The organism is Acinetobacter sp. GQ146, assembly GCF_059758585.1.
In genome coordinates this window covers 1-24,167 of the sequence record NZ_JCAXDV010000006.1, presented here as the reverse complement: position 1 = coordinate 24,167, position 24,167 = coordinate 1, and the positions used below count along the sequence as shown (strand labels likewise).

The window sequence follows — 24,167 nt, the reverse complement described above, 5'->3', positions numbered from 1 at the left end:
AGTGCCGTTTTTTTAACCCCATATAGGATTAGTCATCACCCATCAAGTCAGGGCTCATACCTACGGTATTGAAGCCTGCATCGACGTACATGATTTCGCCTGTAATCCCGTTTGCCCATGGTGAGCAAAGGAATAACGCCGCATTACCCACATCTTCAATGGTCACATTACGTTTTAATGGCGAAATTTTTTCATTCGCATCTAACATTTTACGGAATGATTTAATGCCTGAAGCCGCTAAAGTACGGATTGGACCTGCTGAAATCGCATTGACACGAATCCCCTCAGCACCCAAGCTCGAAGCCAAGTAACGTACGCCTGCTTCTAAAGAAGCCTTCGCCATACCCATCACGTTGTAGTTCGGCATCACACGCTCAGAACCTTGGTAAGTCAAGGTCAATAAACAACCTTGGCGAGCCAATAGCAATGGTTTTGCAGCACGCGCCATAGCAATAAAGCTGTAGGCACTGATGTCATGTGCAATGCGGAAACCTTCACGATCAGTGACATCGGTAAAGTCGCCATCTAAAGTATGCGCTGGTGCAAAACCAATCGAGTGCACCACACCATCCAAACCATCCCAGTGTTTTGCTAATTCTACGAAAGCTTGGTCAATTTCTGCATCCACAGCAACATCACAAGGAAACACCAATGTTGAGCCAAATTGCGCAGCAAATTCGTCTACACGTTTTTTGAGTTTCTCATTTGGGTAGGTGAATGCCAATTCTGCACCTTCACGATGCAATGCTTGAGCAATACCAAATGCAATCGACAACTTACTTGCAATACCCGCAATCAGAAAGCGTTTTCCCGCTAGTAGTCCTTGTGACATGTGACTCTCACTTAAAATAATTTAGATGAATAATGCCAACTCTGGCCGCAGAACAAAATTGCAAAATGCGCCTTTTTTTCAGCAAATCACAGATTCATAACAAATCACCCTGCAAAAGCAGGGTGAAAGCAAACTCAGCAAGATTAAAGGAATCAAACTGCAATCAATCATCACCTTGAATCAGGCTCAATAAACGCAAAAATGAATAGTACATCCAGACCAAAGTGGCCAATAACGCAATTGCAGATAACCATTCCATCGACTTTGGTGCATGCTGTGCAGCACTGCTTTCAATCAAGTCGAAATCCAAAATCAGGTTCAAAGAGGCAATCACCGCTACAAAAGCCGCAAAACCGATACCGAGCCAGTTGCTTTCAAAGATATAAGGCACACTCGAACCAAAGGCCAAACGCATCACCAGTTGCACCACAAAGACAATCGCAATCGCGATGGTGGCAGACAACACCACCGATTTAAACTTTTCTGTCGCACGCACAATCTGTAAACGATACAAGCTAAACATCACCAAGGTCGTCACAAAAGTAGCCAATAATGCCTGTAAAGGCACGCCTGGGAATTTCAATTGAAAGATGACCGAGACCCCACCTAAAAAGGCACCTTCAAATAGTGCATAAGGAATGGCAAGGGTTTTGGCGGTATTCGGTTTAAAGGTGGTAATGAGTGCGAGAATGAAGCCACCAATTGCACCCACGATGGCAGCGCTATAGGCAATTGAAATATTCAAGCTCATAAAACTGTAGAAGAAAATACCTAAACCGACCACCGCAGCAATCACCGTCAGTAAGACGGACTTTTGAATCGCGCCTTGAACTGTCATTGGTTGGCTATAGTCGGCATACACCTCTACACGATTGAGTATGGGATTATTACTTTGCATGATTTAACCCTTTGTTATAATTTAAAATCAATAAAAACATAAATTTGTACTGCGCTTTATACCTAGTTAAAGCGGTACACCCTCTAATTTAATGTAGAAAATATAACCTAAAAATATGACAAGCTAAAATAAAAAAATGGGGCGTTCTACCCCATTTTTTATCAGCTCATTTTAGTCTTTATTCATAATGAAAAAATATTCACGGTAATATTTCAGTTCCGCAATTGAGTCACGAATATCATCCATAGCCAAATGCGAAGCATTTTTCTTTAAGCCACTCATAATTTCTGGACGCCAACGTTTCGCCAACTCTTTCACGGAAGAAACATCCAGATTGCGATAATGGAAGTATTGTTCCAATTCAGGCATTAAACGATGCAAGAAACGACGATCCTGACAAATCGAATTCCCGCACATTGGTGAACTCTTTGGATTCACCCATTTTTTCAGGAATTCAATGGTCTGCTGTTCAGCATCTTTCGCAGTCAATTTACTACGGCGCACACGTTCAATCAGACCTGACTGACCATGTTGACGCGTATTCCATTCATCCATCGCATTCAGGATTAAGTCAGATTGATGCACAGCCAATACCGGACCTTCCGCCAAAATATTTAAATGGTCATCCGTCACAATCGTTGCAACTTCAATAATTTGGTCGTTGTCAGTATCCAGACCTGTCATTTCAAGGTCAATCCAGATCAAGCGAGTGTCAGGCGTGCTGCTCATAAATGTGCAATCTTATTGGCTATAAAAACATTTATAGTAGCAAATTAATGCCTTGAATGCTGTAACTCATCCCCCGCTTCATGCTATTTTTGCCATCTTCAATTCATGGTTTTTTAGGATATGAATGGCTTTAATTCGTAAACGTCGCTTAACTGAACAACAGCAGCGTCGTATTCAGAAACAGCAAAAAACACGTCAAGAAGAAATTGACACCTCAAATGATCTAGAAGGCTTGGTGGTTCAACACTACGGTCGTCAACTTGAGGTGCAAGCCTTGTCAGTGCCTGACATGCATCCTGAAAAGCCGACGGTAGCCGAGGGTGAGCCTGAACCATTTTGGAAACCGATTGAATTGGGCAGTATCTGGCGCTGCCATACCCGCACCAACCTTGATCTTCTGGTCACGGGAGATCGGGTCAAATGGCAAGCCGATCCGAACACTGGACTCGGCATTATTACCGCCATTCATCCACGTCGTTCCTTATTGACCCGTCCTGACCGCTATCACAAAGTTAAACCCGTGGCGGCCAATATCAGCTTAATTGTGATTGTGTTTTCCCCGTTACCTGAGCCTGCACCGACCTTGATTGACCGCTATTTGGTGGCCTGTGCCGATGCCGATATTCAGGCCTTATTGGTATTGAATAAAACGGATTTACTCAAAGAAAATGATCCGATTCTGGACATGCTGAAAGAATATCAAGATTTGGGTTATGAAGTGATGCAGTGCCAGTCTTTAGGCGATGCCGATGTGAGTGCCTTAGCGCAACGTCTAGAAGGTGAAACCGTTGCTTTTGTCGGACAGTCGGGGGTAGGAAAAAGCTCACTGATTAATGCAATTGTTCCCGATGCCGCGCAGAAGACCAACATCATTTCTGAAAACTCGGCATTAGGTCAGCATACCACCACCTCAACTCGCTTAATTCCGTTTGGTCAGGGTGCTTCCCTGATTGACTCACCGGGCATTCGTGAATTTGGTTTATGGCATCTCACCACTGAAAAAGTGCAGCAAGGTTTCCCCGAAATTCAAAATCGTTTGGGCTATTGCCAATTCCGTAACTGCACCCATAAGCATGAGAAGCAATGTGCACTGCGCTTGGCAGCTCAGGAGGGTGAAATTTTACCGCGTCGTTTAGACAGTTTTTTACGTTTAATGGATGAAATTGCTGAAGCGCAGCAAAAAAATTAGGCTTTCTGTCTGCTCTACCCTTGAAGCGGTGATTTTGATCACCATATTTATCAGCTATACTCTAGGCAATTTTTGAATTGTAATTTAGGTGACTTGTGGAACGTTGGTTAGAATTTATGGGGAATCACCCCTTTTTATTTGGCACACTGGGGGCATTAGTGGTGTTGTTCTTCGTTCTAGAAGGTCAGCGCAATGGTCGCAAAATCTCTCCACAATCTTTGGGTATTTTAGTAAAAGCTAAAAATGCCATGTTGATTGATTTACGTGATGCCAAAGACTTTCGTGAAGGTCATATTAGTGGCAGCCGCAACATTCCTTATAGCCAAATTGCAAGTCATGTCGAAGAGTTAAAAGCGGCAGAACGGCCACTGGTGTTTATTTGCAACCTTGGTCAAGTCGCAGGTTCAGCTTTGCAACAAGTCAGTCATGCTGATAGCTACCGTTTAGATGGCGGCATTAGTAACTGGAAAGCGCAAGGCTTACCTTTGGTAAAAAGTAAATAATCGCTTAAGGAGACTCTAATGGCTGAAGTAACGATCTATTCTACAACTGTATGCCCTTACTGCGTGCGCGCAAAACAACTTCTTGAGCGTAAAGGCGTTGCATATAAAGAAATTAATTTATCCAATGAAGCGCCTGAAGTACGTGTTGAGCTGATGCAACGCACCAACCACCGTACTGTTCCACAAATTTTTATTGGTGAACAATTTATTGGTGGGTTTGACCAACTCTATGCTTTAGAGCGTGAGGGTAAACTTGACGGATTATTGGCTTAACCATAAAGCATATTTCAAATTTATATTAAGGATTGAAGAATGAGCGAAGAACAACAAGTTCAACCACAATTGGCACTCGAACGTATTTACACTAAAGACATTTCTTTTGAAGTTCCAGGTGCGCAAGTATTCACGAAAGAATGGCAGCCAGAACTGAATATCAACCTTTCTTCTTCTGCAGAAAAGATTGATCCAACTCATTTTGAAGTGTCTTTAAAAGTTGTTGTTCAAGCAAATAACGCAGGCGATACCGCATTTATCGTTGATGTGACTCAAGCCGGTATTTTCTTAGTAGATAGCGTTGAAGAAGAGCGTCTTCCATACATTTTAGGTGCATACTGCCCGAATATCCTGTTCCCATTCCTACGTGAAGCGGTGAACGATATGGTGACTAAAGGCAGCTTCCCGCAATTATTGTTAACACCAATCAACTTTGATGCTGAGTTCGAAGCAAATATGCAACGCGCTCAAGCAGCTATGGCTGAAGGTCAAGCTTAAGGGTTGGCATTTTCTGCTAGATAATGGCAGGGTGATTAAAAGGCTGAATTTTAAATTCAGCCTTTTTTATTGCGCGACGTTCATCATTCTAAACGTCAAATTAATGCGTGCAGCAGCCACTTTTTTGCTCGGTGGTAAACGATGCAACCAATAGCTTTGGGTTTGCCCTTTCATCACCAATAAACTGCCATGCGCCAACACCAGCTCAACTTTATCTTGCGTCCGTTTATGCTTAAAAGCAAACTTGCGCTCAGCCCCCAAACTCAAAGAAGCAATTGCAGCATACTGTTTCAGTTCCCGTTCAGCATCGCTGTGCCATGCCATGCCCTCTTCCCCTGAATGATACAAATTCAGCAAACAAGCATTAAATTTCTCACCCGTTTTCGCTTCGACCAAGGCTTTTAAGGCCAATAGTTCAGGCGTCCAAGGCAATGCCTGTTTGGTGGTTTTGGAGTAGGTATAATCAAAAGCCTGATCGGCATACCAAGCCACTTTGCGTTTGGTGACAATGGTCTTGCCAAAAATCACCGCCAGATCATTTTGCCAAGCAATGCTTTCTAATAGTCGCTGAAAATAATGATCTGCCAAAACACGATCCATAATTTGACCGTAATACTGCACATAGCCGTCATAAGGCAACAAGTTCAGACTGGAATCAAAATCAACAGGAAATAAGGACATTTAAACCTCTTCCAAATGGGCAGGGCTTTGCGCACTTTCCCAAGCCATCATCGCCATTTTACGGGTGCTGCCCCAGTGATAATTCCCCAAAACCCCTGAAGCCTGAATCACCCGATGACACGGAATTAAAAAAGCCACGGGATTATGCGCCACCGCACTCCCTACGGCACGCGCGGCTTTAGGCTGACCCACATGGCAGGCCACATTGCCATAACTGACCAATTGTCCCTGTGGAATAGTTAATAAACTTTCCCAGACTTTTAACTGAAATTCAGATCCCTTTAAATGCAACTTAATCTGCTGTAGCGATTCAGGTTGCCTTTGAAACAGGGCTAAGGCTTTTTGTTGCAGCTCATCCAGCTGCTGTTGATAGTGCGCCTGCGGGAATTGTGCATGCAGTTCATATAAGGCGTGTTCATCTTGTTGTACAAAAGACAACGCACACACCCCTTTGCTTGTAGAGGCCACCAAAACCCGACCAAACAGTGTTTCAGCAAAACTATAAGAAATGGTCAGCCCAGCTCCACCATGTTTATATTCTGCAGGGCTCATGCCTTCAATCTGAATAAAAAGATCATGCAGTCGGCTACTACTAGATAAACCCGTCTCTACACTGGTGTGTAAGATCGAAACTGACTGTGATGAGCGCAACAAAGATTTGGCATGTTCCAGACTCAAATATTGCAGAAATTTTTTCGGACTGGTGCCCGCCCATTCTGTAAATAGCCGTTGAAAGTGTGCGGGACTCAAATGCACATGTGCAGCAATCTGCTCTAAACTCGGCTGCTGCTTAAAATGCTGTTGTATATAAGCTATCGCCTGCGCAATCCGCTGATAGTGTTGAGATGCAGACATCGCCCTTCATCCTCTGTAATTCTGATTTCACTGTAGCAAGTCTTTCCGCTGCTGCACATCCGAATCATGCTCAATTCTAATAGCGACCTTAACGTATCAGACATAAAAAAACTGTACCGATGAAGGTACAGTTTTAGCAGCGAATAGCCGTGCTGATTCTAAATCAACATCAGTGGTGCATATAAGTCTTATGCCCTTGGTCACGCAACTCGGCAATTTTCTTGCCTTGCTTTTTCGCTTCGTCTAATTTGCCTGCTTGTACCAATGCTTTGGTTTTGTCAATTTCTACAATAATCTGGTCAAACAAAGCCGTCGAACTTGGTGCTTTTTCAGCCATATGTGCAGTCAATTTATATTGCTTGGCATGTACTGCGGCACTACGCATATTGTTCAAAGCACTGGTTGCCGCTTGTGGGGTTGAAGCTTGATTAAAGGCTTTAAAATTTTTCCCCAAGGTACCCATGTCATCATGCAAACTTGCAGCCATAACACTATTGCTCAAGACCAAAGATGAAACCATTACGACGGTGGCTAAAGTTTTTTTAATCATGATGATGTCCTATCAAAAACTGTGGCTAAGATTATTTCGTGAGCAGCAAATACGCTAAATGTTGAAATATGCACTCAGGATTGCTGCTGTTTAGCATACATAAAAAATGCAACGAATTCGTTGCATTTTGCAAAAATAAATCCAGAGATTCTATGCTTTAACATGCTGTAAAGCATCGTGCATAGCTTCCACCAGCTGTTGGGCAATTTCTTGTTTCGACGCCTTTTCTAAATCACGTTTGTCCATGTGATAGTGATTGGCAAAAAACACGGTCATGGCATTTTCATCCGATGCAAAACCAATGTCAGCACGTGACACATCATTACATGCAATCATATCCAGTTTTTTTGCCACCAGCTTGCCGGCTGCATATTCCTCAACATTGCGTGTTTCTGCTGCAAAGCCCACCATAAATGGACGCTTTTGTTGCTGCGCGATGGTCGCCACAATATCTGGGTTTTTCACCAAGGCGATATCCAATTCATCCCCTGATTTTTTAATTTTGTGTTCCGCCACTTCTGCCACGCGATAATCCGCCACCGCAGCTGTGGCAATAAAAATATCACAGCCTTCTTCCAACATTTGCATACTGGTATTTAACATCTGAATGGCGGAAGACACATTAATACGACGTACGCCATTCGGTGTATCCAAACTGACGGGACCTGCAATCAAGGTAACTTTGGCACCCGCAGCATAACAGGCCGCGGCAAGGGCAAAGCCCATTTTCCCGGTACTGTGATTGGAAATATAGCGCACTGGGTCAATCGCTTCACGGGTTGGACCGGCGGTAATCACCACATGTTTACTGGCCAATAGTCCAAATTTTTCCGCAATGGCACGTTGCGCTTTATGGAAATATTCTGTCACCTGATAAGCCAAATCTTCAGGTTCAGGCATACGCCCTAAACCAACATCACCACAGGCTTGTGAACCCGCTTCCGGCATAATCACATGCACCCCATCTTCAATCAGGGTATTTAAATTACGCTGTGTGGCTTTAGCGGCCCACATTTGCTGATTCATGGCCGGTGCCACCCAAACTGGGGCTTTGGTTGCCAGATATAAGGTACTGAGCAAATCATCTGCCAGCCCTGCCGCAAACTTGGCTAAGGTATCGCAACTGGCAGGAGCAACCAACAACAAGTCCGCCCAACGCGCCAATTCAATATGTCCCATGCCTGCTTCTGCTTCAGGATCAAGTAATTCCGTATGCACAGGATTGCCTGACAAGGCCTGAAAGGTCAATGGGGTAATGAAGGCTTGCGCCCCTTGAGTCATCACCACACGTACATTAAATCCCTGATCCTTGAGACGACGAACTAAAATGGCACTTTTATAGGCTGCAATACCGCCTGTTACCGCCAAAATGATGTTTTTATTTGGAATTACACTTAAATCAAAGCTCACAAACAGTATACCTTTCTGTTGCAGTGGCGCTCACAATAGCATTAAATAACCGCATACCCAAGTGATTGACTGGGTGCTAACTTGATAATAAACACTAAAAAGTTCAACAAAAATGAATCTATCGATTAAACATTGGCCTGAACAGGAACGTCCACGCGAACGCCTGTTACAGCAAGGCGCAAACAGCCTCTCTGATGCAGAATTATTGGCGATTTTTCTACGTTCGGGCTCTCAACAGCATTCCGCCGTGGAACTGGCAAGACTGCTGATTGGTCATTTTGGCGGGCTGGCGCCCATTTTGAATGCGGAACTGGAACAACTCAGCCAGTTTCATGGCATTGGGGCCAGCAAATATTCACAGCTCATGGCGGTCAAAGAACTGGGACGGCGTTACGTGGCACAGCAATTACAGCAACAAAGCCTCGCGCTGCAAAACTCCAGTCAGCTTTTAGATTATCTACGCTTTGAATTATTAGGGGAAACGCAGGAAGTATTTGCAGTGCTGTGTTTGGATAGCCAACTCCGTAAACTGAACTTTAAAAAGTTATTCTTTGGTTCACTCAACTACTGTTCCGTGTCACTGAATCAATTACTGCGTTATGCGCTGCAACAGCAAGCCAGTTCAATTGTAATTGCGCATAATCATCCCTTCGGGCAAGCCCGCCCTTCCGCGGCCGATATTGCCTTAACCCAGCAGATTCAGCAGGCTTGTCAACTGCTAGAAATCCAGCTAATTGACCATTGTATTATCGCAGCCACGGGCTGTTTTTCCTTTGCTGAACAGGGCTTGATCAAGTCTGCTCCAAGCGATTGAGCAGATATTGACAAAAGCCAGATGACAGAACAAGATCAACAAAAAATATACGATGAAAAATACCACATGATTGTGCGAGAACAGCCCGACGTCTTTAAAATTCTGTTTTCTTGGCGCGGTACCATCCTCCCCAAAGTCCTGCCACCTTTGGGCGTGGTTATGCTCATTTCCGCCATTGTCGGCGGTCTATCTCATATAGGTTATTTTCACTTCCCCGAATTGCCTTTGGTCGGCTTTACCCTGATTGGTGTGGTGCTGTCGATTTTCCTCGGTTTTAAAAATACTGCTTGCTATGACCGTTGGTGGGAAGCCCGTAAACTGTGGGGCATGTTGATTGCCAATGCCCGGCACTTTGACCGCAACTGCCGGATCCTCACTCAGGCACGACGCGAACGGGTGATTCAGCATGTGATTGTGTTTGCCAATGTATTGCGTGATCGCCTTCGCCATCAAACTGAAAATCCCACCGAGCTGACTGAAACCACAGGCTTAAGCCCACAAGCCTTGGCACAGCTCTATCAACAGGCCAATGCACCGCAGTACACGCTCAGTTTAATTCAGTGGGAACTGATGCAGGCCTTAAAAGAAGGTGAAATTTCCGATATTATTTATGCGCAAATGAATGAACATGTGGCCGAAATGAGTTTAGTGCAAACGGGCTGTGATCGCATCGCCACCACGCCACTGCCTTTTGCCTATTCGGTTTTACTTAACCGGACCGTTTATTTTTTCTGTTTTATGCTGCCTTTTAGTTTAGGGGCAACACTCGGTTTAGCCACACCACTCTTGGTTGGTATTTTGGCCTATACCTTCTTGGGTTTAGATGCCTTGAGTTCAGAAATTGAAGAGCCCTTCGGCACGCAAAGTAATGACTTACCTTTAGATGCTATGGTGCGTACCATTGAAATTGAATTGCTCGGCACCTTAGGTAAACCAACCCCGCCACCGATTCAGGCTCGTGACCACAATTTGCTTTAAGCCATCCCATCCAGCCCGTAGCAGCGAGCGTTTTTCTTTCTGGAATAACGCTCGGGCGACATCCCTAATTAAACAAAACTTTCCCAAATCCCAACTTGTCCCGCCTTGACCACAGGAATATGCCCCAGTTTAATCCAAGGCATGTTTTCACCATGATAATCACTACCCACGGATACTTTTAAACCGTGTTCTGCAATCATGCGATCGACCATCTGCCGTGTTGCAGGAGGATCAATCTGCGGTGGCAACTCCACGGCATCGCCACCCGATTGCGCAAACAATTCAATTAAATAACGCACATTGGTTGCAGACAAATCATAACGCGTGGGATGGGCCAATACCGCAAACCCCTGACTGGCATGAATCGCTTGAATGGTTTCTTGCAGCCCGAGTCCATCAAACTTCACATAGGCTTTTTTGCCTTCTTTAATATATTTATCGAACGCTTGCTGTACCCGGCTCACAATGCCTTTTTCAACCAAGGTTTTGGCAATATGGGTTCGGGTAATCCGGTCAGCTTCGCCTTCCACTTTAGCCAAGACATCGGCATAAATATCCTGACCAATCAATGGCGTCAATAAACTGCAAATCTGCTCGGCACGTTGGGCACGGATCTGTTTTTGTTGTTGCAAGACCGCCAATAACGGCGCAGGCTGCTGCATGTTTAATGCCACAATATGCACACTGTAGCTTTTTTTGGTGGCGGGACGTGACCATTGACTGGAAATCTCGACGCCTGAAATCAACTTGATGTCATAGCCTTGTGCAATTTGCTCAGCAACAACTAAACCGTCCATCGTATCGTGATCGGTCAATGCCAGCGTATGGATGCCTTTTTCATGCGCGGCATGCACCAACTGCTCTGGTGACAAAGTTCCATCAGAAATATTACTGTGTGTATGTAAATCTACGCCAAGCATCACTTATACTAAGCCACTTTATTAAACAGATTCAGATACTCTAACATGAAAGCACTTTTAGACTTTGTGCCACTCATTATTTTCTTTTATTTATATAAGACGGTAGATCCAAAAGACACTCAGCATCCTTTACTGCAATTGATTGGTTCAGCAGGTGGTGTCGACAATAATAATATCTTGGTGGCAACCACAGGCTTAATTCTTTCCATGCTGGTGGTTTATGGTGCGCTGTTCATCATGCAAAAATTCCGTTTGGATAAGCAACAATGGATTGTGTTGTTTATGACGGTGATTTTTGGCGGCATCACCCTGATGTTGAGTGATGATTTTTATATTCGTTTAAAAGCCGCTATTTTGAACATGGTATTTGCTGGTGCCTTCCTCTTATCGCCTTATTTTAGTAAGGATCGTACCCCGCTAATTAAACGTTTATTTGCCCCGATTTTTAATTTGGGTGAACAAGGCTGGAAGCGACTGAACTATGCCTGGGCAGCCATGTTTGCGGTGATGTCGGGTTTACATGTCTTTTTCGCCTTCTTATTTATGAACGGAAAATATTGGGGCGAATTTACCGCTTTTGGTGACATGCTGGTGATGTTTTCCTTTATCATTATCCAGTTTATTGTATTACGTAAATACTTTAAGTCTTCTGAAGATTAATATTCGATTAACGCACAGAGAATCATCATGCCATTATTTGTTGTGACCTGTACCGATCAAGAAGGTACCGTAGAAAAACGTCTTGCAGTACGCCCTCAACATCTAGAACGTTTAGAAAAATTAGATGCCGAAGGTCGCCTGATTGTGGCTGGTGCCATGCCTAAAGATCCAAGTAATCCTCAAGCCGGCTTTTACGGCAGTACCATTATTGTCGACTTCGATAGCCGTGAAGCACTTGATGCATGGCTACAAGATGAGCCTTTCTTAAAAGAAGGTGTCTATGCTCAAATTGAAGTTAAACCGTTTAACAAAGCGTTTCCTAAAGGATAAAATTCATGCGCGCTGTTGTTCCTAGTTTACTGGGTCTTACTTTACTGTGTTCTGCTGCTTGGGCAGTCGAACCTGCAACAACTTCTCCTGCTCCTGCTGTAGCGCCTGCTGCACCTGCTCCAACAGCGCCACCCACTCTTCCTGCGGACAAACCCCGTGTCATTCCTGCCGTGGCAACCGTGAATCCAACTGGACAACCACAAGATGCTCAACCCCTGACCGCAGAACAAATTGCCAAGAATAAAGCCTTACAAGACTTAAAAATCAAGGCCTTAATCAAAGACCAATCCATGCGTTTACAACAGTTGGAAAAGGCCAATTTAGAAGCCCTGACGCAAAATCAAGAATTGCAGTTAAAAAATGACAATTTAGGGGTGCAGGTTCAGGTGTTACAAAGTGAACGCAGTGCCCAAATGTTTATCTATGGTGCGGTGACCCTTGCCGTGGGGGTACTACTCGGCTTCTTAATTGCCAGTTATGTCCATACCAAACGTCGTCGCCAATGGTAATTTGTTTCGATTTCACTTAAAGGTTGTTGCTTTTGTCTCACGCTATACAGACGGCTGATCTCGATTGGCATCATGTGGATGGTATTGATGTGCCAGTATCTAAACAATTTGGCGATGTTTATTTTTCCAAAGATAATGGGTTACTCGAAACACGTCATGTCTTTTTAGACGGGAATGATCTTGCCCCGCGTTTGGCAAATTTACAGCCTTATGAATATTTTGCTGTGGGTGAAACGGGCTTTGGCACAGGCTTAAATATATTGGCACTCTGGCAGATGTGGCAACACTGCCGTCCCGATAATCATAGCCATCTGCATGCCATCAGTGTAGAAAAGTTTCCACTGTCCAAGTCGGATTTAATTCGTGCACTGAATGCTTGGCCTGAGCTAAAACCGTTGGCAGATCAACTGATTCAACACTATCCTTTGCCGCTCGCAGGCTGCCATCGCCTTAATTTCCCTGAAGAACGCTTTAGCCTCGATCTTTGGCTAGGGGATGCACACGATGTTTTTCCCGTCATGGAAAAAATTCATCCCATTAATGCTTGGTTTTTAGATGGCTTTGCGCCTTCCTGTAATCCCGACATGTGGCAAGAACAGGTCTTGAATCATATCGTGCGACTGTCGGACTATGGCACGACCTTTGCCTCATTTAGTGTCGCAGGCGTGCTTAAACGTGGACTTAAGCAACACGGCATCCAGATTACTCGCCCACGCGGGTTTGGGCATAAACGGGAAATGCTCAAAGCCTGCTGGATGGCACCTGAACCCGATCAGCAAAGCCAATTATCAGAGCAGGTAGTGATACCCTCTGTGGGTTCTAACAACCACAAACAGCGTCAGATTGCGGTGATTGGTGCGGGCATTGCAGGTTTAAGCTGTGCCTGGACATTTGCTCAGCGTGGACACTCGGTAAGCCTCTATGACCAAACGGCGCCACTGGCAGGCGGGTCAGGCAATCCCCTAGCTTTACTCAATCCCAAATTGTGCCCGATTGAGCAAAGCCATGAACACTTGATGACCTTGGCTTGGCAACATGCACTTCGCCACTATGCTCAGTTTCAGGCTTTCCGCCCGATTCAAGTCAATCAAATGGCCTTAAAAAATGCCGAAGATTTATTGGGTTTAGCCAATGAATATCCTGAACAGGTACTTGGTCGTTCAAGTGCTGAAGACAGCCTACTCGAAACCCAATTTCCAAGCTTAAATCTCTTGCAAGCAGGTGTGGTCTCTCCACATGCTCTACGCGATCAGATTCTGCAACATCCTCTCATTCAATTTCAGCAAGCTACGGTTAAAAATTTCGTAACCGATCACACCGTACAAGTGTTCGATATCCAAGATCAGTGTTTAGGTGATTTTGATCATGTGATTGTGTGCTGTGCACGACAAAGCCAAGCCTTCTTTGAACAGTATCCGCTCCTCAAACCAATTCGCGGTCAGGTCAGTTGGCTCAATAATCCAACCCAACCCTTAGCGAGCGAGCAAGCCTATAGCTATGGTGGCTATTGCATGCAGCTTGACCCGGATCACTTGATTCTTGGTGCATCTTTTTATCCGAATCGGGAGGATGCTGAAGTTTTGGCTGAAGACCATGTGCATAACTTTAATCTTATCCACAGTGTCTTCCCAAATTATGCACAATCCCTGCCACCAACCTCAACTTGGCAAGGCCGAGCTTCTGTAAGAGCACAAACTCAGGATTATTTCCCCGTGTTGGGACGTTTGGACGAATCTAGTGAAATTTACAGTTTGGCAGGCTTGGGATCGAAAGGTTTCCTGTTTGCACCACTGTGCAGTGAAATTTTGGCAGCCCAAATTCTGTCAGAGGTGTGCCCTGTTCCCCGTCAACTGTTACAAAAACTGCATATTCAGCGTTTTATGAAAAAACCTAAAGCGAAAAAGCCTTATTTTAAAGCTCAGCCCCATGTGTAGACTAAAATTTGATCTGATTGTTTGAGAATACTGCTGTTCTTCTTCATTTACGAAAAAAGCGCCAGAAGGCGCTTTTTTTTTGATCAGGTTCCTTGTACTAAAGGCAACCCCGCATCACGTGCTGCTCGGGTACCTCCCATTAATATAACGTATTCACGAGAAGCATCAAAACCATCTAGCAATTCCGCAGCACGAGGTGCTTTACTACCACCGCCACACAGAATATAAATCGGCTGATCCGCAGACACCTGAGTCAAACAGTCTGCTGACAAGCCCGTAATTGGCTGATTAACAGCACCCTTTACATGGGCTTCAGCATAAGCACTTGCGTCACGGACATCCCAGATGATGGCATCTTCTGGGAACTCAAATGTTGTAATTTCTTGTTTACGGATCATTGCGCACTCCTTTGATGTAAACAACACTTGGCAAATGAAGAAAACATCCCTAGCATCTCAGATATTCTTTCCATTTGTAAAGGTCTATTCTATGCCATCTTTCGATATTGTTTCAGAATTAGAGATTTTTGAAGTAAATCATGCGGTTCAAAACACGCAAAAAGAAATTGCCACACGTTTTGACTTCCGCGGGCAAGATGTTTCAATTGAACTTAATGAAAAATCTAAAGAAATTAAAATCAGTACCGAAAGCGACTTCCAATGTGAACAAGTGTATAACATGCTGGAAAATCATTTCTATAAGCGAAAAGTGGATGTACAAGCACTTGACCCACAAAAAGCAACCGCTTCAGGAAAAAATGTGGTTCAAGTCATCAAGTTGAAAGACGGTCTTGACTCTGATACTGCGAAAAAAATTAATAAAGCCATTAAAGAAAGCGGCATTAAAGTGCAATCATCTATTCAAGGTGACAAAATTCGTGTAACCGATAAAAAGCGCGATACATTACAGCAAGTAATGAATTTCCTGCGTGAACAACAATTTGGACTTCCATTGCAATTTAATAACTTTAAAGACTAATGTGAAGCCATCAAACCTCTAGAGGCAAGATATGACCCAAGGCAATCGTTTATCCAAACTAGTAAAAGCCACTTCTAAATTTCCACAAGGGATTCGGAGTACTCTTTGGAGTAAAGCCTTTGGTCGTATTGTGCCGATGGTCGGTACAGCCAACATTCGTTATCTAGCAGTCGATCAGCACCATGTGGTGGTGCGTATTGAAAATCAACGCAATATGCAAAACCATATTAAAGGGGTACATGCGGCGGCGATGGCGTTATTGGCTGAGACTGCGACAGGATTTTTAACCGGTTTACATGTACCAGATAATCGTATTTTGTTGATTAAGAGCTTACATGTCGACTATTTAAAAGTGGCTCAAGGTGGACTTACTGCCACGGCCAGTTTAAGCCCAGAACAGCAAAAGTTTATTGCCGAGCGGGAAAAAGGCGAATTGCTGATACCGGTCACCGTGATTGACGATGCGGGCAACGAACCGATTCAATGCCAAATGCTTTGGGCTTGGCTACCTAAAGGCAAATCGGTTTAAGACTAGATGCAAAAAAAACCAGCAGAATGCTGGTTTTTTATTGAAATTTAAGCCGATTGAGTATTCATAAACTTCTGTTTCACTTCTTCTGGAATCTGACGCTTGTTGCCTTTGACATCGACCGCAACAAAGGTAAATACCCCTTCCGTCACCCGTTTGGCTTCACGGGAACTGTCATGGCTGTCCCAGACTTCAATTTGCATTTGAATCGAAGTATTGCCGACTTTTAAAATTTTGGTATAGCAACTAATCACATCCCCAACTTTGACTGGAACCAGAAAAGTCATTTGATTAATTGAAATTGTTGCACAGCGCCCTTTACTAAAGCGTTCTGCGTGGATTGCTCCTGCCAAGTCCATTTGTGACACAATCCAGCCACCAAAAACATCACCACTCCAGTTGGTATCTGCTGGCATCGCGATGGTTTGAAGCGACAACGTCCCTTCTGGTTTTACATGAATATCTGACACGGTTTCTCCAAGCCTATTATGCTTTGACTAGGCATTAGACATTTAAATGTTGATCCAGCCACTGTTGTAGTTCACTCGATCTTAGCGCACCGCTTATTCTAGCAATTTCATTGGTTTTATTCATCAACACCAGTGTTGGAATACTACGCACATGGAATGCACTGCTCAAACGAGGAGACTCTTCAGTATTAATTTTGGCAAAAATCACACGAGGGTTCTGTTTTGCCACGGCTGAGAAATGAGGAGCCATCATTTTACACGGTCCACACCACTCTGCCCATAAATCAATCAAAATAGGTAAATCACTGTGCGTGATAAACTGACTAAAATTTTGCTCATTCAAATCAATCGGTGCTAAGGGAATCAGAGGCTGATGGCACTGACCACAGCTCGGCTGTGCTTCTATTTTTTCTTCAGGGACCCGATTTTTCGCTAAACAAGAGGGGCATACAATAATCATGAGCTGACTCCAATGTGTTGGTGTAAGAATTCTAATTGGGTCGAAATGGCTTTTTCAAACCATGGATGATGATAAATATCAAAATGTTTCATATCCCATTCATAATATTGTACAAATGGGGCTATATTGGTTGCCGCTTCGCGACTCGATGCAATCGGCATCAAACTGTCTTCTTTAGCCGCAATAAATAACACAGGGACATTAATCTTACGGACTTCTTGAATAGGGCGATAGCGAATTAAATTAAAGAACACCCGTGCTGGAATTTCACCACTCCAGTAACAATCCGGATGTACAATCGATGAATATCCCGCATAACAGTCTTCTGTCGGCATAAAGCTTAAATCATGCAAACTGACCACAGGCATGGTTTTCGCACTCATCCCTACCTTCGCGCCCATATAATCCTGACTAGAAATTTTTAATGCTTTAGACAATTGTGGAATCGGATAAAGCTTTGCTAACTCTCCCCCATCCACCATGGGAACTTGTACCATCACCGCTTGAATATTCTTTAATTCACTGGCAAGACTCAGCACATATCCCCCGCTCAGACCAGTGCCCCAAAGAATCATGCGACGCGGATCAATCGATTTCCTTTCTTGCACATGTGCAATCATGGTCTTCCAATCTTCTAACTGAGATTTAATCGAAACCAGTTCACGCGGGCGCCCCGTGCTCCCACCCCAGTAGCGATAGTCAAATAACACCACGGCATAACCCGCCTGAGCAAACTGCTTCGCATATTGCACCAATTTGAATTGTCGTAATCCAGCCAAACCATGTGCCATTAAAATGACTGCAGGCTTGGGTACAGTTTTAGGCCGATAAAAATCAGCCGCCAGTACCTCTTGACCACTTTTGACATATAAAGGTTCGACCGTATAAGCGTGCATACGCGCTCCAGTACGTTATTTTATGGTTGTAATCGTTTATAAAAATTTCAATGGATTAAACTGTCGATTCAGCTTAATGCTATCATAAAGCATATCGTGTTTAATTGGATGATGGAGTGACACAATGAGTGAAAATGTAGGCTTCGCAGGTCAAATTGGCCCTGAACATGTTGAACAGGTTGTCGAGAAAGGCTTTAAATCAATTATCAATAACCGCCCAGACATGGAAGGCGGACCTGAGCAACCCACCAGTGCTCAAATTGAAGAAGCGGCTCGCGAAGCTGGACTCGATTATGTTTACCAACCTGTCGTTGCTGGTCAAATCACCGAGTTAGATGTGCGCACCTTTGCCAATCACTATAATGAATTACCTAAGCCAGTATTAATGTTCTGCCGCACGGGTAACCGCTCGAATAATTTATATCAATTAGCAAAACAAATGGATTTGCTAGATGACTAAGCGATTCATGGCTGCTTGCCTGTTCGGAAGCAGCTTAATTTTTAATACCGCTCTCATTGCTCAAAAAGCACCCAACCCTCAAGTTCTGAATGAAAATCTTACGGTTTCAGGCCAGCTTGACAGTAAAACATTTCGGCTTTTGCTTCAGCAAGGATTTAAATCTGTAATAGTCAATCGACCTGATCAAGAGCAAGGTAATACTATTAGCGTGAGTCAATTACGGAGTATTGCTGAGCAAGCACATGTCAGTGTGATTTATCAGCCGATTGAAACAGCTCAAGTTAGCCAAACAGATATTATAGAATTTGCCAAATATTATAACGAGTTACCCAAACCAATTTTAATGATCTGTAAGAGCGGATACCGTTCTAGTGAACTCTTTCTTCAGGCCAAAAAACAAGGATTATTACGTGACTAAACTGATGACGATTCTGATTTGCACTTTTCTGTTGGCTGCATGTAGCTCGATGGATATACGCCCTACAGTGGGTGTGAGTGTAGGAACGGCAATCTAATTTAAAGGTTAATTCAGAAATACCGAAATAAGAAAAAAACAGCGCCGAAGCGCTGTTTTTTTATTTAACGAATTGTATATTCTTTTTTAGTTATTTGACCTGTTGGAGCAACAACGGTAAGAACTAAACTATCACTCGAATCACATTCTTTTAAACGGTAAGAATAATTCACTTGGCTACTATTTACGAAAGTTGATGGTGACAATAAGTTAAACACTGATGGCACCGTAGCATTACCACTCCAAAGTTCAACAGAACAAGACTTTTGATTGTCTTTTGTATTATCTTCAGCTTTTACTGCTACTGTTGTACCTGTAGGCATTGGAACAGATTGAGCACTATTACCAAATAACTTAAAGGTAAAATTAGCTTTGTCTACAATATTTTCATTTGTAATCGTAGGAACATCATTACTAAAAGCAAATACAAGTTGCTGGCGAATAACCGCAGCTAAGTCAGTACTACATGTACCTAAGATATTTGGTTGGACAAATGTACTTGGTGCACATGTATTACCGATCGCTCCGCGCTTATAAAGAAACTCACCTAAAGCTGCTTCAAAAATAGTATTTTCATTATCATCACGGAAAAAATCACCAATATTACTCGTTAATTCATCTACACCAGCGGTATATAAATTATCAGAATTCTTATCAATGTAAGATTTATCACCTTCAACATAAGCTAAAACAGTCACACGATTGTCAGCAGGTCGTGGATTTTGAGTTTGTAATACAACACTACATTCGCCATCCTTCGTTGAACAGTTCGGAGTAATACTCCCGCCCTCAGTAACGAAGCTTACAACAGTTCCATCTGGCACCTTATTACCTACTCGATCACGCAAACGAGCGACAATCGTAGCCTTATCACCATCAATATCCCATTGTAACGCATTCTTAGAAACTGACAGACTTAGGCCATTTTGAGTCACTCGTCCAGTTGCAACAGAGACTCCTTTTGTTAATGCCGTTACACTCGTATCACTCACTAAAGTTGCCTTAATTTCTACAGGTCCAGGTAGGCTACCAGGGAATAAATCGATAACGATTTTACCTTCATCATTTGATTTAATGATTTTCTGCGATCTATTATATAAAGCAATAAAACTCAAATCGGATGGTGCATAAATTAACTCAACCAACACCTCTTGATCTTTGGCTGGTAAATTATTTGAAAAAACAGTGAATTCCACTTTACCGGATGCGCTCGAACCACTATTAGCGGCGCCTAATTTCACCTCACCGGAACTATAAACAAGTGAATTAGCTTTAATCGGATTAATAGTGATATTTTTGGTCGCTATCGTCGCACCATTATTAGCAGAAATAGTAAGTGTTTGAGTGCCAGCACATAACTGACCACCTGCTGATATTGAATTATAAGTTGTTTCAACTAAACCTTGATTTGAACTAACTGTACTATTTGTAAATGTTCCACAATCTGCCTTGAAATTTACCTGAACATTATTCTGTGCCTCACCAGTTAAACCATCGACAGTACTTAAGCTGATTTTAACTGAACCACCTGCATCAATATTAGAATTATCAACTGTTAAATTTTCAAACTTAGTTTTGAGTGCTTCTACAGAAACATACGTATCACTACTACTAGTAATGTTATCACCAAGTTCTGCCTTAGCTGCAATTTTAAAAACACCTGTTTTTGTTTCATCAGTTGGTTTAATACCAATCTTGGCTATCCCTTCAGCATTTGACAAAACTGTTGCATTTGAAGTTTCAAAAGTTATATTGTCACCGGAAAAAGTGACTAATGCGCCACTAACAGGTTGACCATTCTGATCAGTAACTTTAACACTTGCACTTGCACCAAGAATCGTTAAAACAGTAGTTGTTTGATTATTACTATCTAGTAACTCAACATTTGTAATATTTAATTTAGCTACTACAGGGGTTTCAATACCATTATCAGTGTTTGAACCATTACCGTTATTGTTTTCCTGTTGATTAAAATAACCATCACTGCCCCCTCCTCCACAACTTGCCAGCAAAATACACAGCGAAATCGTAGACAGTTTTAAAGTCATCTGTTTGTTATTCATTCAGAACCCCCGAATACTATATTGTTTAAAAGTAGTAATTAAAATTTTTTAATTTGCAGTATGTAACCATATAAGTAGCTTTATGTAAACAAAGTCATACCAAATGTTCAAACATGTTATTTTGAAAAAGGATTTCTTAAATAATACCAACTATGTACGACATCATTATTATTGGTGCAGGCACAGCAGGACAAGCCGCATATAAAGAAGCAATCAAACATACCTCAAATATTCTAATTATTAATGCCGGATATTGGGATACAACCTGTGCGCGTGTCGGCTGTATGCCCAGTAAAGTACTGATCAGTGCTGCAAACCAATTACATGATGCTCAATGTCTTAACAAGGTCGGCATACATGCTCAATTAGATGTGGATACCCGCCACGTCATGTCACATGTCAGACAATTAAGAGATCGTTTTACTGCGGCCACGTTAAAAGATGTTGTTCGCTGGGAAGCCACACATAAAATAACAGGTCATGCCCATTTTATTAATGCAACAACGATTGAAGTCAATCAACAACACTATCAAGCAAAAAGCTTCGTACTGGCTGTAGGTTCTAACCCCAGTATAAATCCGGAGTGGAAAAAGGAGCTTGGCTCAAAACTGATCACTTCAGATGAAATTTTCGAATTAGAACATTTGCCGCGCTCTATTGCAGTCATAGGGAGCGGTGTGATTGCCTTAGAATTGGCTCAAGCCTTACAACGACTTCAGGTCCAAACCACTATTTTTGCCCGCAGCAGAAAAGTAGGAACGCTAACAAGCCCAAATCTACAACAACAGGCACAAGATATTTTAAGTCAGGAACTAGACATCAAGTTTGAGGTATTGCCTCATCAAGTGCGAAATACCCTTACAGACGTGCAATTAACCTATCAACAGCATGATCAAGAACACCAACTGATGGTGGAATATTTACTGGTCGCTACGGGTCGTCATAGCTTATTAGAGTCTTTGGCATTAGACCAGATTAACTCTGAATTTATTGACCTTAAGCACTTACCAATAGATCCAGAAACCAAACAATTAGGTTCATATCCTATATTTATAGCAGGCGATGCTCACACTACGACTCCGATTCAACATGAAGCTGCCCATGATGGTCGTCAAGCTGTGCGCAACTGTTTAAAGCCTGAACTTAAGTATACTCAACCATTAACACCAATCGGTATTGTTTTTTGCGAACCAGAAATGGCCATAGTAGGACAAAGTTTTAAACAACTACAAAATAAGAATATGCCCTTTGTTGTCGGAACAGCATCCTTTGAGCGTCAAGGTCGTGCCATTGTTCTGGGTAAAAATCAGGGTGCTATCGAGGTTTACATCCATGCTGAAACACAACAGCTATTAGGTGCTGAGCTCTTTATCCCTTCCGCTGAACACTTGGCCCATCTCTTGGCTTGGATGATTGCTGAAGGAACTGATCTCGACCAACTCCTCAAAAAGCCTTTTTACCATCCCACTCTAGAAGAAGGCTTACGTACTGCCTTAAAACATGCTCGACGGCAGCTCAATGCTAATCTGTAGTGGATTCCGCATCCTGTTTTAACAAAAGTGTAACCCGCTGAGTATGTGCAATTAAATGTACAATCCAACGCTGTGCCGCAAGTAAATCTAAGGTTTGAGCAGCCGTCAGCTGATGGTTAACAGAGGCATGCATAATTTTTTGTCTTAAAAAGACTTGTTGCTCATTACTTGATTGCTCCAAATCAACCAATTCGTTGACCAAATCGACAGGGAATTTAGCGAATGGCTCAGTCTGCAAATATGCAATTTGCTTTTCTAAATGCTCGGCCAAAGCCAGCGGTAACTCTTGTAAAATCTGCTGTTTCTTTAATAAATCGATCTGCGTCACTTCTTTTAAATCATTCCGTAAAACTCTGGTGTATACCATCAAGCGCAGTAAGAGAATTAAATGCTGTTGATCCGCCGAAGATTGTGGCACCGACATCTCATTTAAATACGATTCAACGGTTTTTAAGGTGCTATCTAATTCATTGGTATTAATCATCGGTGTGACAATCTCACCACGAATAAATTTAATAAAAAGATGATAAATATCAGCGATGGAATGCAGGAGTACTCGTTCAGTAGCAGCAATCGCCAGCGCGGGGACACTATAAAGAGAATCGTCCAGATAACGTGTTAAAGAGACCTCATGTTCAGGTAACAGTTTGACCAATATCTGCTCAAACGTATGAATAAAAGGCATAAAAATTAAAGCGCCAAGTAAACTAAAACAAGTATGAAATGCCGCAACTATCAAAACTTGATCAATCGAATGGATCAATGGGACATGTTGATAAAGCCATAAAAATCCAGGGGACAACAGGGTAAACGCAAAGACCGCTGTCACCACGTTAAAAATCACATGCACCGCTGCTGTACGCTTCGCACTGGTGGTCGCCCCAATCGCAGCTAAAATTGCCGTTACGACTGTACCAATATTTTGACCAATCACCAGAGTTAAGGTTTGTTCTAGATTAATCGCTTGACTGGCTAAGGCTGCTAAAGTTGCGGTAATTGCGGCACTAGATGATTGCAATAAAATTGTCATCGTGAAACCAATCAGTACCAAAAATAGACGACTGAATAGGCTTTCTGCAGACCACTGACTTAAATCGACTGTAGCAGCAACACCGGCCATCGCTTGCTGTAAGATATCAATCCCAAAAAATAATAATCCAAATCCAGCGATGCTCATCCCCAATAACGCCAGTCGATCCTTGGCTAATAATTTCAGGAGTGCACCGAATGCTATTAACGGTAAAGCAAGTTTCGCGATCGAAAATTTTAAGCCCAATAAAGCCACCATCCAGCCTGTACTGGTTGTACCAATATTGGCTCCGATAATCACTCCAATCGCATGACTAAATGTTAAAACCCCTGCACTGACAAAACCAATCGTTGCCAAGGTCGTAGCCGTAGAGGACTGCACCACCATTGTTATCGTCATGCCAGAAAACATCGATTTTAACGGTGCATCAGTAAAGCGAATCAGCCATTGTCTTAAAGCCTCTCCTGCAAGTGCTTTCAGACTGTCCGTCATTAAATTCATGCCAAGCAAGAATAAGCCAATGCCACCAAAAAGTTGTAATAGGGTATTGAGCACGATTTACCTCTATTTATAATTGTAATAATGAATGTACTTATCATACTTATAATTCAGCACAAATTAGCACTTATCTATTTATTTTTAATTCTTCTTAATTTGATTATTTTTCCGCAC

29 protein-coding genes are annotated in these 24,167 nt (G+C 42.8%); 15 read left to right on the top strand and 14 right to left on the bottom strand.

Translation table 11 applies throughout. From position 1 onward, the window contains the following. Positions 1-28 precede the first annotated feature (28 nt). The 3 genes from AC6CHI_RS10955 to orn form a co-directional block, all read right to left on the bottom strand. Positions 29-832 (bottom strand): enoyl-ACP reductase FabI, encoded by an 804-nt coding sequence (locus AC6CHI_RS10955; protein WP_458893011.1) that lies wholly within the window; start codon positions 830-832, stop codon positions 29-31. Between the two features lie 163 nt (positions 833-995). Further along, positions 996-1,730: a Bax inhibitor-1/YccA family protein gene (locus tag AC6CHI_RS10950; protein ID WP_458893012.1), complete on the bottom strand. Its 735-nt coding sequence runs from the start codon at positions 1,728-1,730 to the stop codon at positions 996-998. A gap of 171 nt (positions 1,731-1,901) precedes the next feature. Further along, positions 1,902-2,459, bottom strand: a complete 558-nt coding sequence (gene orn, locus AC6CHI_RS10945; protein WP_142767768.1) for an oligoribonuclease — start codon at positions 2,457-2,459, stop codon at positions 1,902-1,904. 124 nt (positions 2,460-2,583) lie between these two features. Here orn and rsgA point away from each other — a divergent pair, with 124 nt between their 5' ends. The 4 genes from rsgA to secB all read left to right on the top strand — a co-directional run bounded on the left by rsgA (position 2,584) and on the right by secB (position 4,922). Beyond that, the gene (gene rsgA, locus AC6CHI_RS10940) at positions 2,584-3,648 is read left to right on the top strand and encodes a small ribosomal subunit biogenesis GTPase RsgA (protein ID WP_498121276.1); all 1,065 of its coding nucleotides are present in this window, start codon (positions 2,584-2,586) and stop codon (positions 3,646-3,648) included. Between the two features lie 95 nt (positions 3,649-3,743). Further along, the gene (locus AC6CHI_RS10935) at positions 3,744-4,151 is read left to right on the top strand and encodes a rhodanese-like domain-containing protein (RefSeq protein ID WP_458893014.1); all 408 of its coding nucleotides are present in this window, start codon (positions 3,744-3,746) and stop codon (positions 4,149-4,151) included. Positions 4,152-4,169: 18 nt separating this feature from the next. Continuing rightward, on the top strand, positions 4,170-4,424 hold the full coding sequence (gene grxC, locus AC6CHI_RS10930) for a glutaredoxin 3 (protein WP_458893015.1): 255 nt from the start codon (positions 4,170-4,172) through the stop codon (positions 4,422-4,424). A gap of 39 nt (positions 4,425-4,463) precedes the next feature. Beyond that, positions 4,464-4,922, top strand: a complete 459-nt coding sequence (gene secB, locus AC6CHI_RS10925) for a protein-export chaperone SecB (protein WP_458893016.1) — start codon at positions 4,464-4,466, stop codon at positions 4,920-4,922. A gap of 66 nt (positions 4,923-4,988) precedes the next feature. Here the strand turns inward: secB and AC6CHI_RS10920 are convergent, their stop codons facing one another. From AC6CHI_RS10920 to coaBC, 4 genes are all read right to left on the bottom strand, one after another. Next, positions 4,989-5,603: an alpha-ketoglutarate-dependent dioxygenase AlkB family protein gene (locus AC6CHI_RS10920; RefSeq protein WP_498121274.1), complete on the bottom strand. Its 615-nt coding sequence runs from the start codon at positions 5,601-5,603 to the stop codon at positions 4,989-4,991. Continuing rightward, positions 5,604-6,458 (bottom strand): methylated-DNA--[protein]-cysteine S-methyltransferase, encoded by an 855-nt coding sequence (locus AC6CHI_RS10915; protein ID WP_498121273.1) that lies wholly within the window; start codon positions 6,456-6,458, stop codon positions 5,604-5,606. A 169-nt stretch (positions 6,459-6,627) separates the two neighbouring features. Further along, on the bottom strand, positions 6,628-7,008 hold the full coding sequence (locus AC6CHI_RS10910; protein WP_458893019.1) for a cytochrome b562: 381 nt from the start codon (positions 7,006-7,008) through the stop codon (positions 6,628-6,630). Positions 7,009-7,158: 150 nt separating this feature from the next. Further along, on the bottom strand, positions 7,159-8,418 hold the full coding sequence (gene coaBC, locus AC6CHI_RS10905; protein WP_498121272.1) for a bifunctional phosphopantothenoylcysteine decarboxylase/phosphopantothenate--cysteine ligase CoaBC: 1,260 nt from the start codon (positions 8,416-8,418) through the stop codon (positions 7,159-7,161). 112 nt (positions 8,419-8,530) lie between these two features. Between coaBC and radC the strand changes: the two genes are divergently transcribed. Both radC and AC6CHI_RS10895 read left to right on the top strand, forming a co-directional pair. Beyond that, entirely contained in the window at positions 8,531-9,232 is a 702-nt protein-coding gene (gene radC, locus AC6CHI_RS10900) for a RadC family protein (RefSeq protein ID WP_498121271.1), read from the top strand. A gap of 66 nt (positions 9,233-9,298) precedes the next feature. Continuing rightward, positions 9,299-10,210 carry a bestrophin family protein gene (locus AC6CHI_RS10895; RefSeq protein ID WP_498121410.1) on the top strand — a complete coding sequence of 304 codons (912 nt, stop codon included), beginning with the start codon at positions 9,299-9,301 and terminating at the stop codon, positions 10,208-10,210. A 68-nt stretch (positions 10,211-10,278) separates the two neighbouring features. Here the strand turns inward: AC6CHI_RS10895 and AC6CHI_RS10890 are convergent, their stop codons facing one another. Further along, positions 10,279-11,130 carry a PHP domain-containing protein gene (locus AC6CHI_RS10890; protein ID WP_498121270.1) on the bottom strand — a complete coding sequence of 284 codons (852 nt, stop codon included), beginning with the start codon at positions 11,128-11,130 and terminating at the stop codon, positions 10,279-10,281. Between the two features lie 45 nt (positions 11,131-11,175). On the opposite strand from AC6CHI_RS10890, the gene AC6CHI_RS10885 reads away from it, so the two are divergent. The 4 genes from AC6CHI_RS10885 to mnmC are packed head-to-tail and all read left to right on the top strand — an operon-like array spanning position 11,176 to position 14,563. Then, entirely contained in the window at positions 11,176-11,790 is a 615-nt protein-coding gene (locus tag AC6CHI_RS10885; RefSeq protein ID WP_100241982.1) for an inner membrane-spanning protein YciB, read from the top strand. A 27-nt stretch (positions 11,791-11,817) separates the two neighbouring features. After that, on the top strand, positions 11,818-12,120 hold the full coding sequence (locus tag AC6CHI_RS10880; RefSeq protein WP_458893023.1) for a YciI family protein: 303 nt from the start codon (positions 11,818-11,820) through the stop codon (positions 12,118-12,120). A 5-nt stretch (positions 12,121-12,125) separates the two neighbouring features. Continuing rightward, a complete protein-coding gene (locus AC6CHI_RS10875) occupies positions 12,126-12,629 on the top strand; it encodes an SH3 domain-containing protein (RefSeq protein WP_498121268.1) in 504 nt (167 codons plus the stop codon). Positions 12,630-12,661: 32 nt separating this feature from the next. Next, positions 12,662-14,563, top strand: coding sequence for a bifunctional tRNA (5-methylaminomethyl-2-thiouridine)(34)-methyltransferase MnmC2/FAD-dependent 5-carboxymethylaminomethyl-2-thiouridine(34) oxidoreductase MnmC1 (gene mnmC / locus AC6CHI_RS10870; RefSeq protein ID WP_498121266.1), 1,902 nt, complete (start codon positions 12,662-12,664; stop codon positions 14,561-14,563). An 83-nt stretch (positions 14,564-14,646) separates the two neighbouring features. On the opposite strand, the gene AC6CHI_RS10865 is transcribed toward mnmC, so the two are convergent. Further along, positions 14,647-14,961, bottom strand: coding sequence for a rhodanese-like domain-containing protein (locus AC6CHI_RS10865; protein ID WP_458893026.1), 315 nt, complete (start codon positions 14,959-14,961; stop codon positions 14,647-14,649). A gap of 91 nt (positions 14,962-15,052) precedes the next feature. Here AC6CHI_RS10865 and AC6CHI_RS10860 point away from each other — a divergent pair, with 91 nt between their 5' ends. Both AC6CHI_RS10860 and AC6CHI_RS10855 read left to right on the top strand, forming a co-directional pair. Further along, a complete protein-coding gene (locus AC6CHI_RS10860; protein WP_100241977.1) occupies positions 15,053-15,541 on the top strand; it encodes a YajQ family cyclic di-GMP-binding protein in 489 nt (162 codons plus the stop codon). A 31-nt stretch (positions 15,542-15,572) separates the two neighbouring features. Then, complete coding sequence (locus AC6CHI_RS10855) at positions 15,573-16,070, top strand: DUF4442 domain-containing protein (RefSeq protein WP_498121263.1); 498 nt, start codon at positions 15,573-15,575, stop codon at positions 16,068-16,070. A 47-nt stretch (positions 16,071-16,117) separates the two neighbouring features. On the opposite strand, the gene AC6CHI_RS10850 is transcribed toward AC6CHI_RS10855, so the two are convergent. From AC6CHI_RS10850 to AC6CHI_RS10840, 3 genes are all read right to left on the bottom strand, one after another. Then, positions 16,118-16,486: an acyl-CoA thioesterase gene (locus AC6CHI_RS10850; RefSeq protein ID WP_413773013.1), complete on the bottom strand. Its 369-nt coding sequence runs from the start codon at positions 16,484-16,486 to the stop codon at positions 16,118-16,120. 88 nt (positions 16,487-16,574) lie between these two features. Continuing rightward, positions 16,575-17,000, bottom strand: a complete 426-nt coding sequence (trxC, locus tag AC6CHI_RS10845) for a thioredoxin TrxC (protein WP_116760538.1) — start codon at positions 16,998-17,000, stop codon at positions 16,575-16,577. Then, complete coding sequence (locus AC6CHI_RS10840; protein ID WP_498121261.1) at positions 16,997-17,896, bottom strand: alpha/beta hydrolase; 900 nt, start codon at positions 17,894-17,896, stop codon at positions 16,997-16,999. The genes trxC and AC6CHI_RS10840 overlap by 4 nt, the downstream gene beginning before the upstream one ends. Positions 17,897-18,020: 124 nt before the next feature. Here AC6CHI_RS10840 and AC6CHI_RS10835 point away from each other — a divergent pair, with 124 nt between their 5' ends. Together AC6CHI_RS10835 and AC6CHI_RS10830 are read left to right on the top strand one after the other, a co-directional pair. Continuing rightward, a complete protein-coding gene (locus AC6CHI_RS10835) occupies positions 18,021-18,356 on the top strand; it encodes a protein tyrosine phosphatase family protein (protein ID WP_458893030.1) in 336 nt (111 codons plus the stop codon). Beyond that, positions 18,349-18,774: a protein tyrosine phosphatase family protein gene (locus AC6CHI_RS10830; RefSeq protein ID WP_498121259.1), complete on the top strand. Its 426-nt coding sequence runs from the start codon at positions 18,349-18,351 to the stop codon at positions 18,772-18,774. Before AC6CHI_RS10835 ends, AC6CHI_RS10830 begins: the two co-directional genes overlap by 8 nt. A 161-nt stretch (positions 18,775-18,935) precedes the next feature. Here AC6CHI_RS10830 and AC6CHI_RS10825 read toward each other — a convergent pair whose 3' ends face one another. Next, positions 18,936-20,933, bottom strand: coding sequence for an Ig-like domain-containing protein (locus AC6CHI_RS10825; protein WP_498121257.1), 1,998 nt, complete (start codon positions 20,931-20,933; stop codon positions 18,936-18,938). Between the two features lie 152 nt (positions 20,934-21,085). On the opposite strand from AC6CHI_RS10825, the gene AC6CHI_RS10820 reads away from it, so the two are divergent. Continuing rightward, entirely contained in the window at positions 21,086-22,465 is a 1,380-nt protein-coding gene (locus AC6CHI_RS10820; protein WP_498121256.1) for a dihydrolipoyl dehydrogenase, read from the top strand. On the opposite strand, the gene AC6CHI_RS10815 is transcribed toward AC6CHI_RS10820, so the two are convergent. After that, the gene (locus tag AC6CHI_RS10815; protein WP_498121255.1) at positions 22,455-24,050 is read right to left on the bottom strand and encodes a Na/Pi cotransporter family protein; all 1,596 of its coding nucleotides are present in this window, start codon (positions 24,048-24,050) and stop codon (positions 22,455-22,457) included. The genes AC6CHI_RS10820 and AC6CHI_RS10815 overlap by 11 nt on opposite strands. Between the last annotated feature and the right edge of the window lie 117 nt (positions 24,051-24,167).

What these genes read in the sequence shown, in the direction of transcription:
- AC6CHI_RS10955 (WP_458893011.1), bottom strand. Translation starts at nt 832, where the DNA reads ATGTCACAAGGACTACTAGCGGGAAAACGCTTTCTGATTGCGGGTATT.
- AC6CHI_RS10950 (WP_458893012.1), bottom strand. Translation starts at nt 1,730, where the DNA reads ATGCAAAGTAATAATCCCATACTCAATCGTGTAGAGGTGTATGCCGAC.
- orn (WP_142767768.1), bottom strand. Translation starts at nt 2,459, where the DNA reads ATGAGCAGCACGCCTGACACTCGCTTGATCTGGATTGACCTTGAAATG.
- rsgA (WP_498121276.1), top strand. Translation starts at nt 2,584, where the DNA reads ATGGCTTTAATTCGTAAACGTCGCTTAACTGAACAACAGCAGCGTCGT.
- grxC (WP_458893015.1), top strand. Translation starts at nt 4,170, where the DNA reads ATGGCTGAAGTAACGATCTATTCTACAACTGTATGCCCTTACTGCGTG.
- secB (WP_458893016.1), top strand. Translation starts at nt 4,464, where the DNA reads ATGAGCGAAGAACAACAAGTTCAACCACAATTGGCACTCGAACGTATT.
- AC6CHI_RS10920 (WP_498121274.1), bottom strand. Translation starts at nt 5,603, where the DNA reads ATGTCCTTATTTCCTGTTGATTTTGATTCCAGTCTGAACTTGTTGCCT.
- AC6CHI_RS10915 (WP_498121273.1), bottom strand. Translation starts at nt 6,458, where the DNA reads ATGTCTGCATCTCAACACTATCAGCGGATTGCGCAGGCGATAGCTTAT.
- AC6CHI_RS10910 (WP_458893019.1), bottom strand. Translation starts at nt 7,008, where the DNA reads ATGATTAAAAAAACTTTAGCCACCGTCGTAATGGTTTCATCTTTGGTC.
- radC (WP_498121271.1), top strand. Translation starts at nt 8,531, where the DNA reads ATGAATCTATCGATTAAACATTGGCCTGAACAGGAACGTCCACGCGAA.
- AC6CHI_RS10895 (WP_498121410.1), top strand. Translation starts at nt 9,299, where the DNA reads ATGATTGTGCGAGAACAGCCCGACGTCTTTAAAATTCTGTTTTCTTGG.
- AC6CHI_RS10890 (WP_498121270.1), bottom strand. Translation starts at nt 11,130, where the DNA reads ATGCTTGGCGTAGATTTACATACACACAGTAATATTTCTGATGGAACT.
- AC6CHI_RS10885 (WP_100241982.1), top strand. Translation starts at nt 11,176, where the DNA reads ATGAAAGCACTTTTAGACTTTGTGCCACTCATTATTTTCTTTTATTTA.
- AC6CHI_RS10880 (WP_458893023.1), top strand. Translation starts at nt 11,818, where the DNA reads ATGCCATTATTTGTTGTGACCTGTACCGATCAAGAAGGTACCGTAGAA.
- AC6CHI_RS10875 (WP_498121268.1), top strand. Translation starts at nt 12,126, where the DNA reads ATGCGCGCTGTTGTTCCTAGTTTACTGGGTCTTACTTTACTGTGTTCT.
- AC6CHI_RS10865 (WP_458893026.1), bottom strand. Translation starts at nt 14,961, where the DNA reads ATGATCCGTAAACAAGAAATTACAACATTTGAGTTCCCAGAAGATGCC.
- AC6CHI_RS10860 (WP_100241977.1), top strand. Translation starts at nt 15,053, where the DNA reads ATGCCATCTTTCGATATTGTTTCAGAATTAGAGATTTTTGAAGTAAAT.
- AC6CHI_RS10855 (WP_498121263.1), top strand. Translation starts at nt 15,573, where the DNA reads ATGACCCAAGGCAATCGTTTATCCAAACTAGTAAAAGCCACTTCTAAA.
- AC6CHI_RS10850 (WP_413773013.1), bottom strand. Translation starts at nt 16,486, where the DNA reads ATGCCAGCAGATACCAACTGGAGTGGTGATGTTTTTGGTGGCTGGATT.
- trxC (WP_116760538.1), bottom strand. Translation starts at nt 17,000, where the DNA reads ATGATTATTGTATGCCCCTCTTGTTTAGCGAAAAATCGGGTCCCTGAA.
- AC6CHI_RS10840 (WP_498121261.1), bottom strand. Translation starts at nt 17,896, where the DNA reads ATGCACGCTTATACGGTCGAACCTTTATATGTCAAAAGTGGTCAAGAG.
- AC6CHI_RS10835 (WP_458893030.1), top strand. Translation starts at nt 18,021, where the DNA reads ATGAGTGAAAATGTAGGCTTCGCAGGTCAAATTGGCCCTGAACATGTT.
- AC6CHI_RS10830 (WP_498121259.1), top strand. Translation starts at nt 18,349, where the DNA reads ATGACTAAGCGATTCATGGCTGCTTGCCTGTTCGGAAGCAGCTTAATT.
- AC6CHI_RS10825 (WP_498121257.1), bottom strand. Translation starts at nt 20,933, where the DNA reads ATGAATAACAAACAGATGACTTTAAAACTGTCTACGATTTCGCTGTGT.
- AC6CHI_RS10820 (WP_498121256.1), top strand. Translation starts at nt 21,086, where the DNA reads ATGTACGACATCATTATTATTGGTGCAGGCACAGCAGGACAAGCCGCA.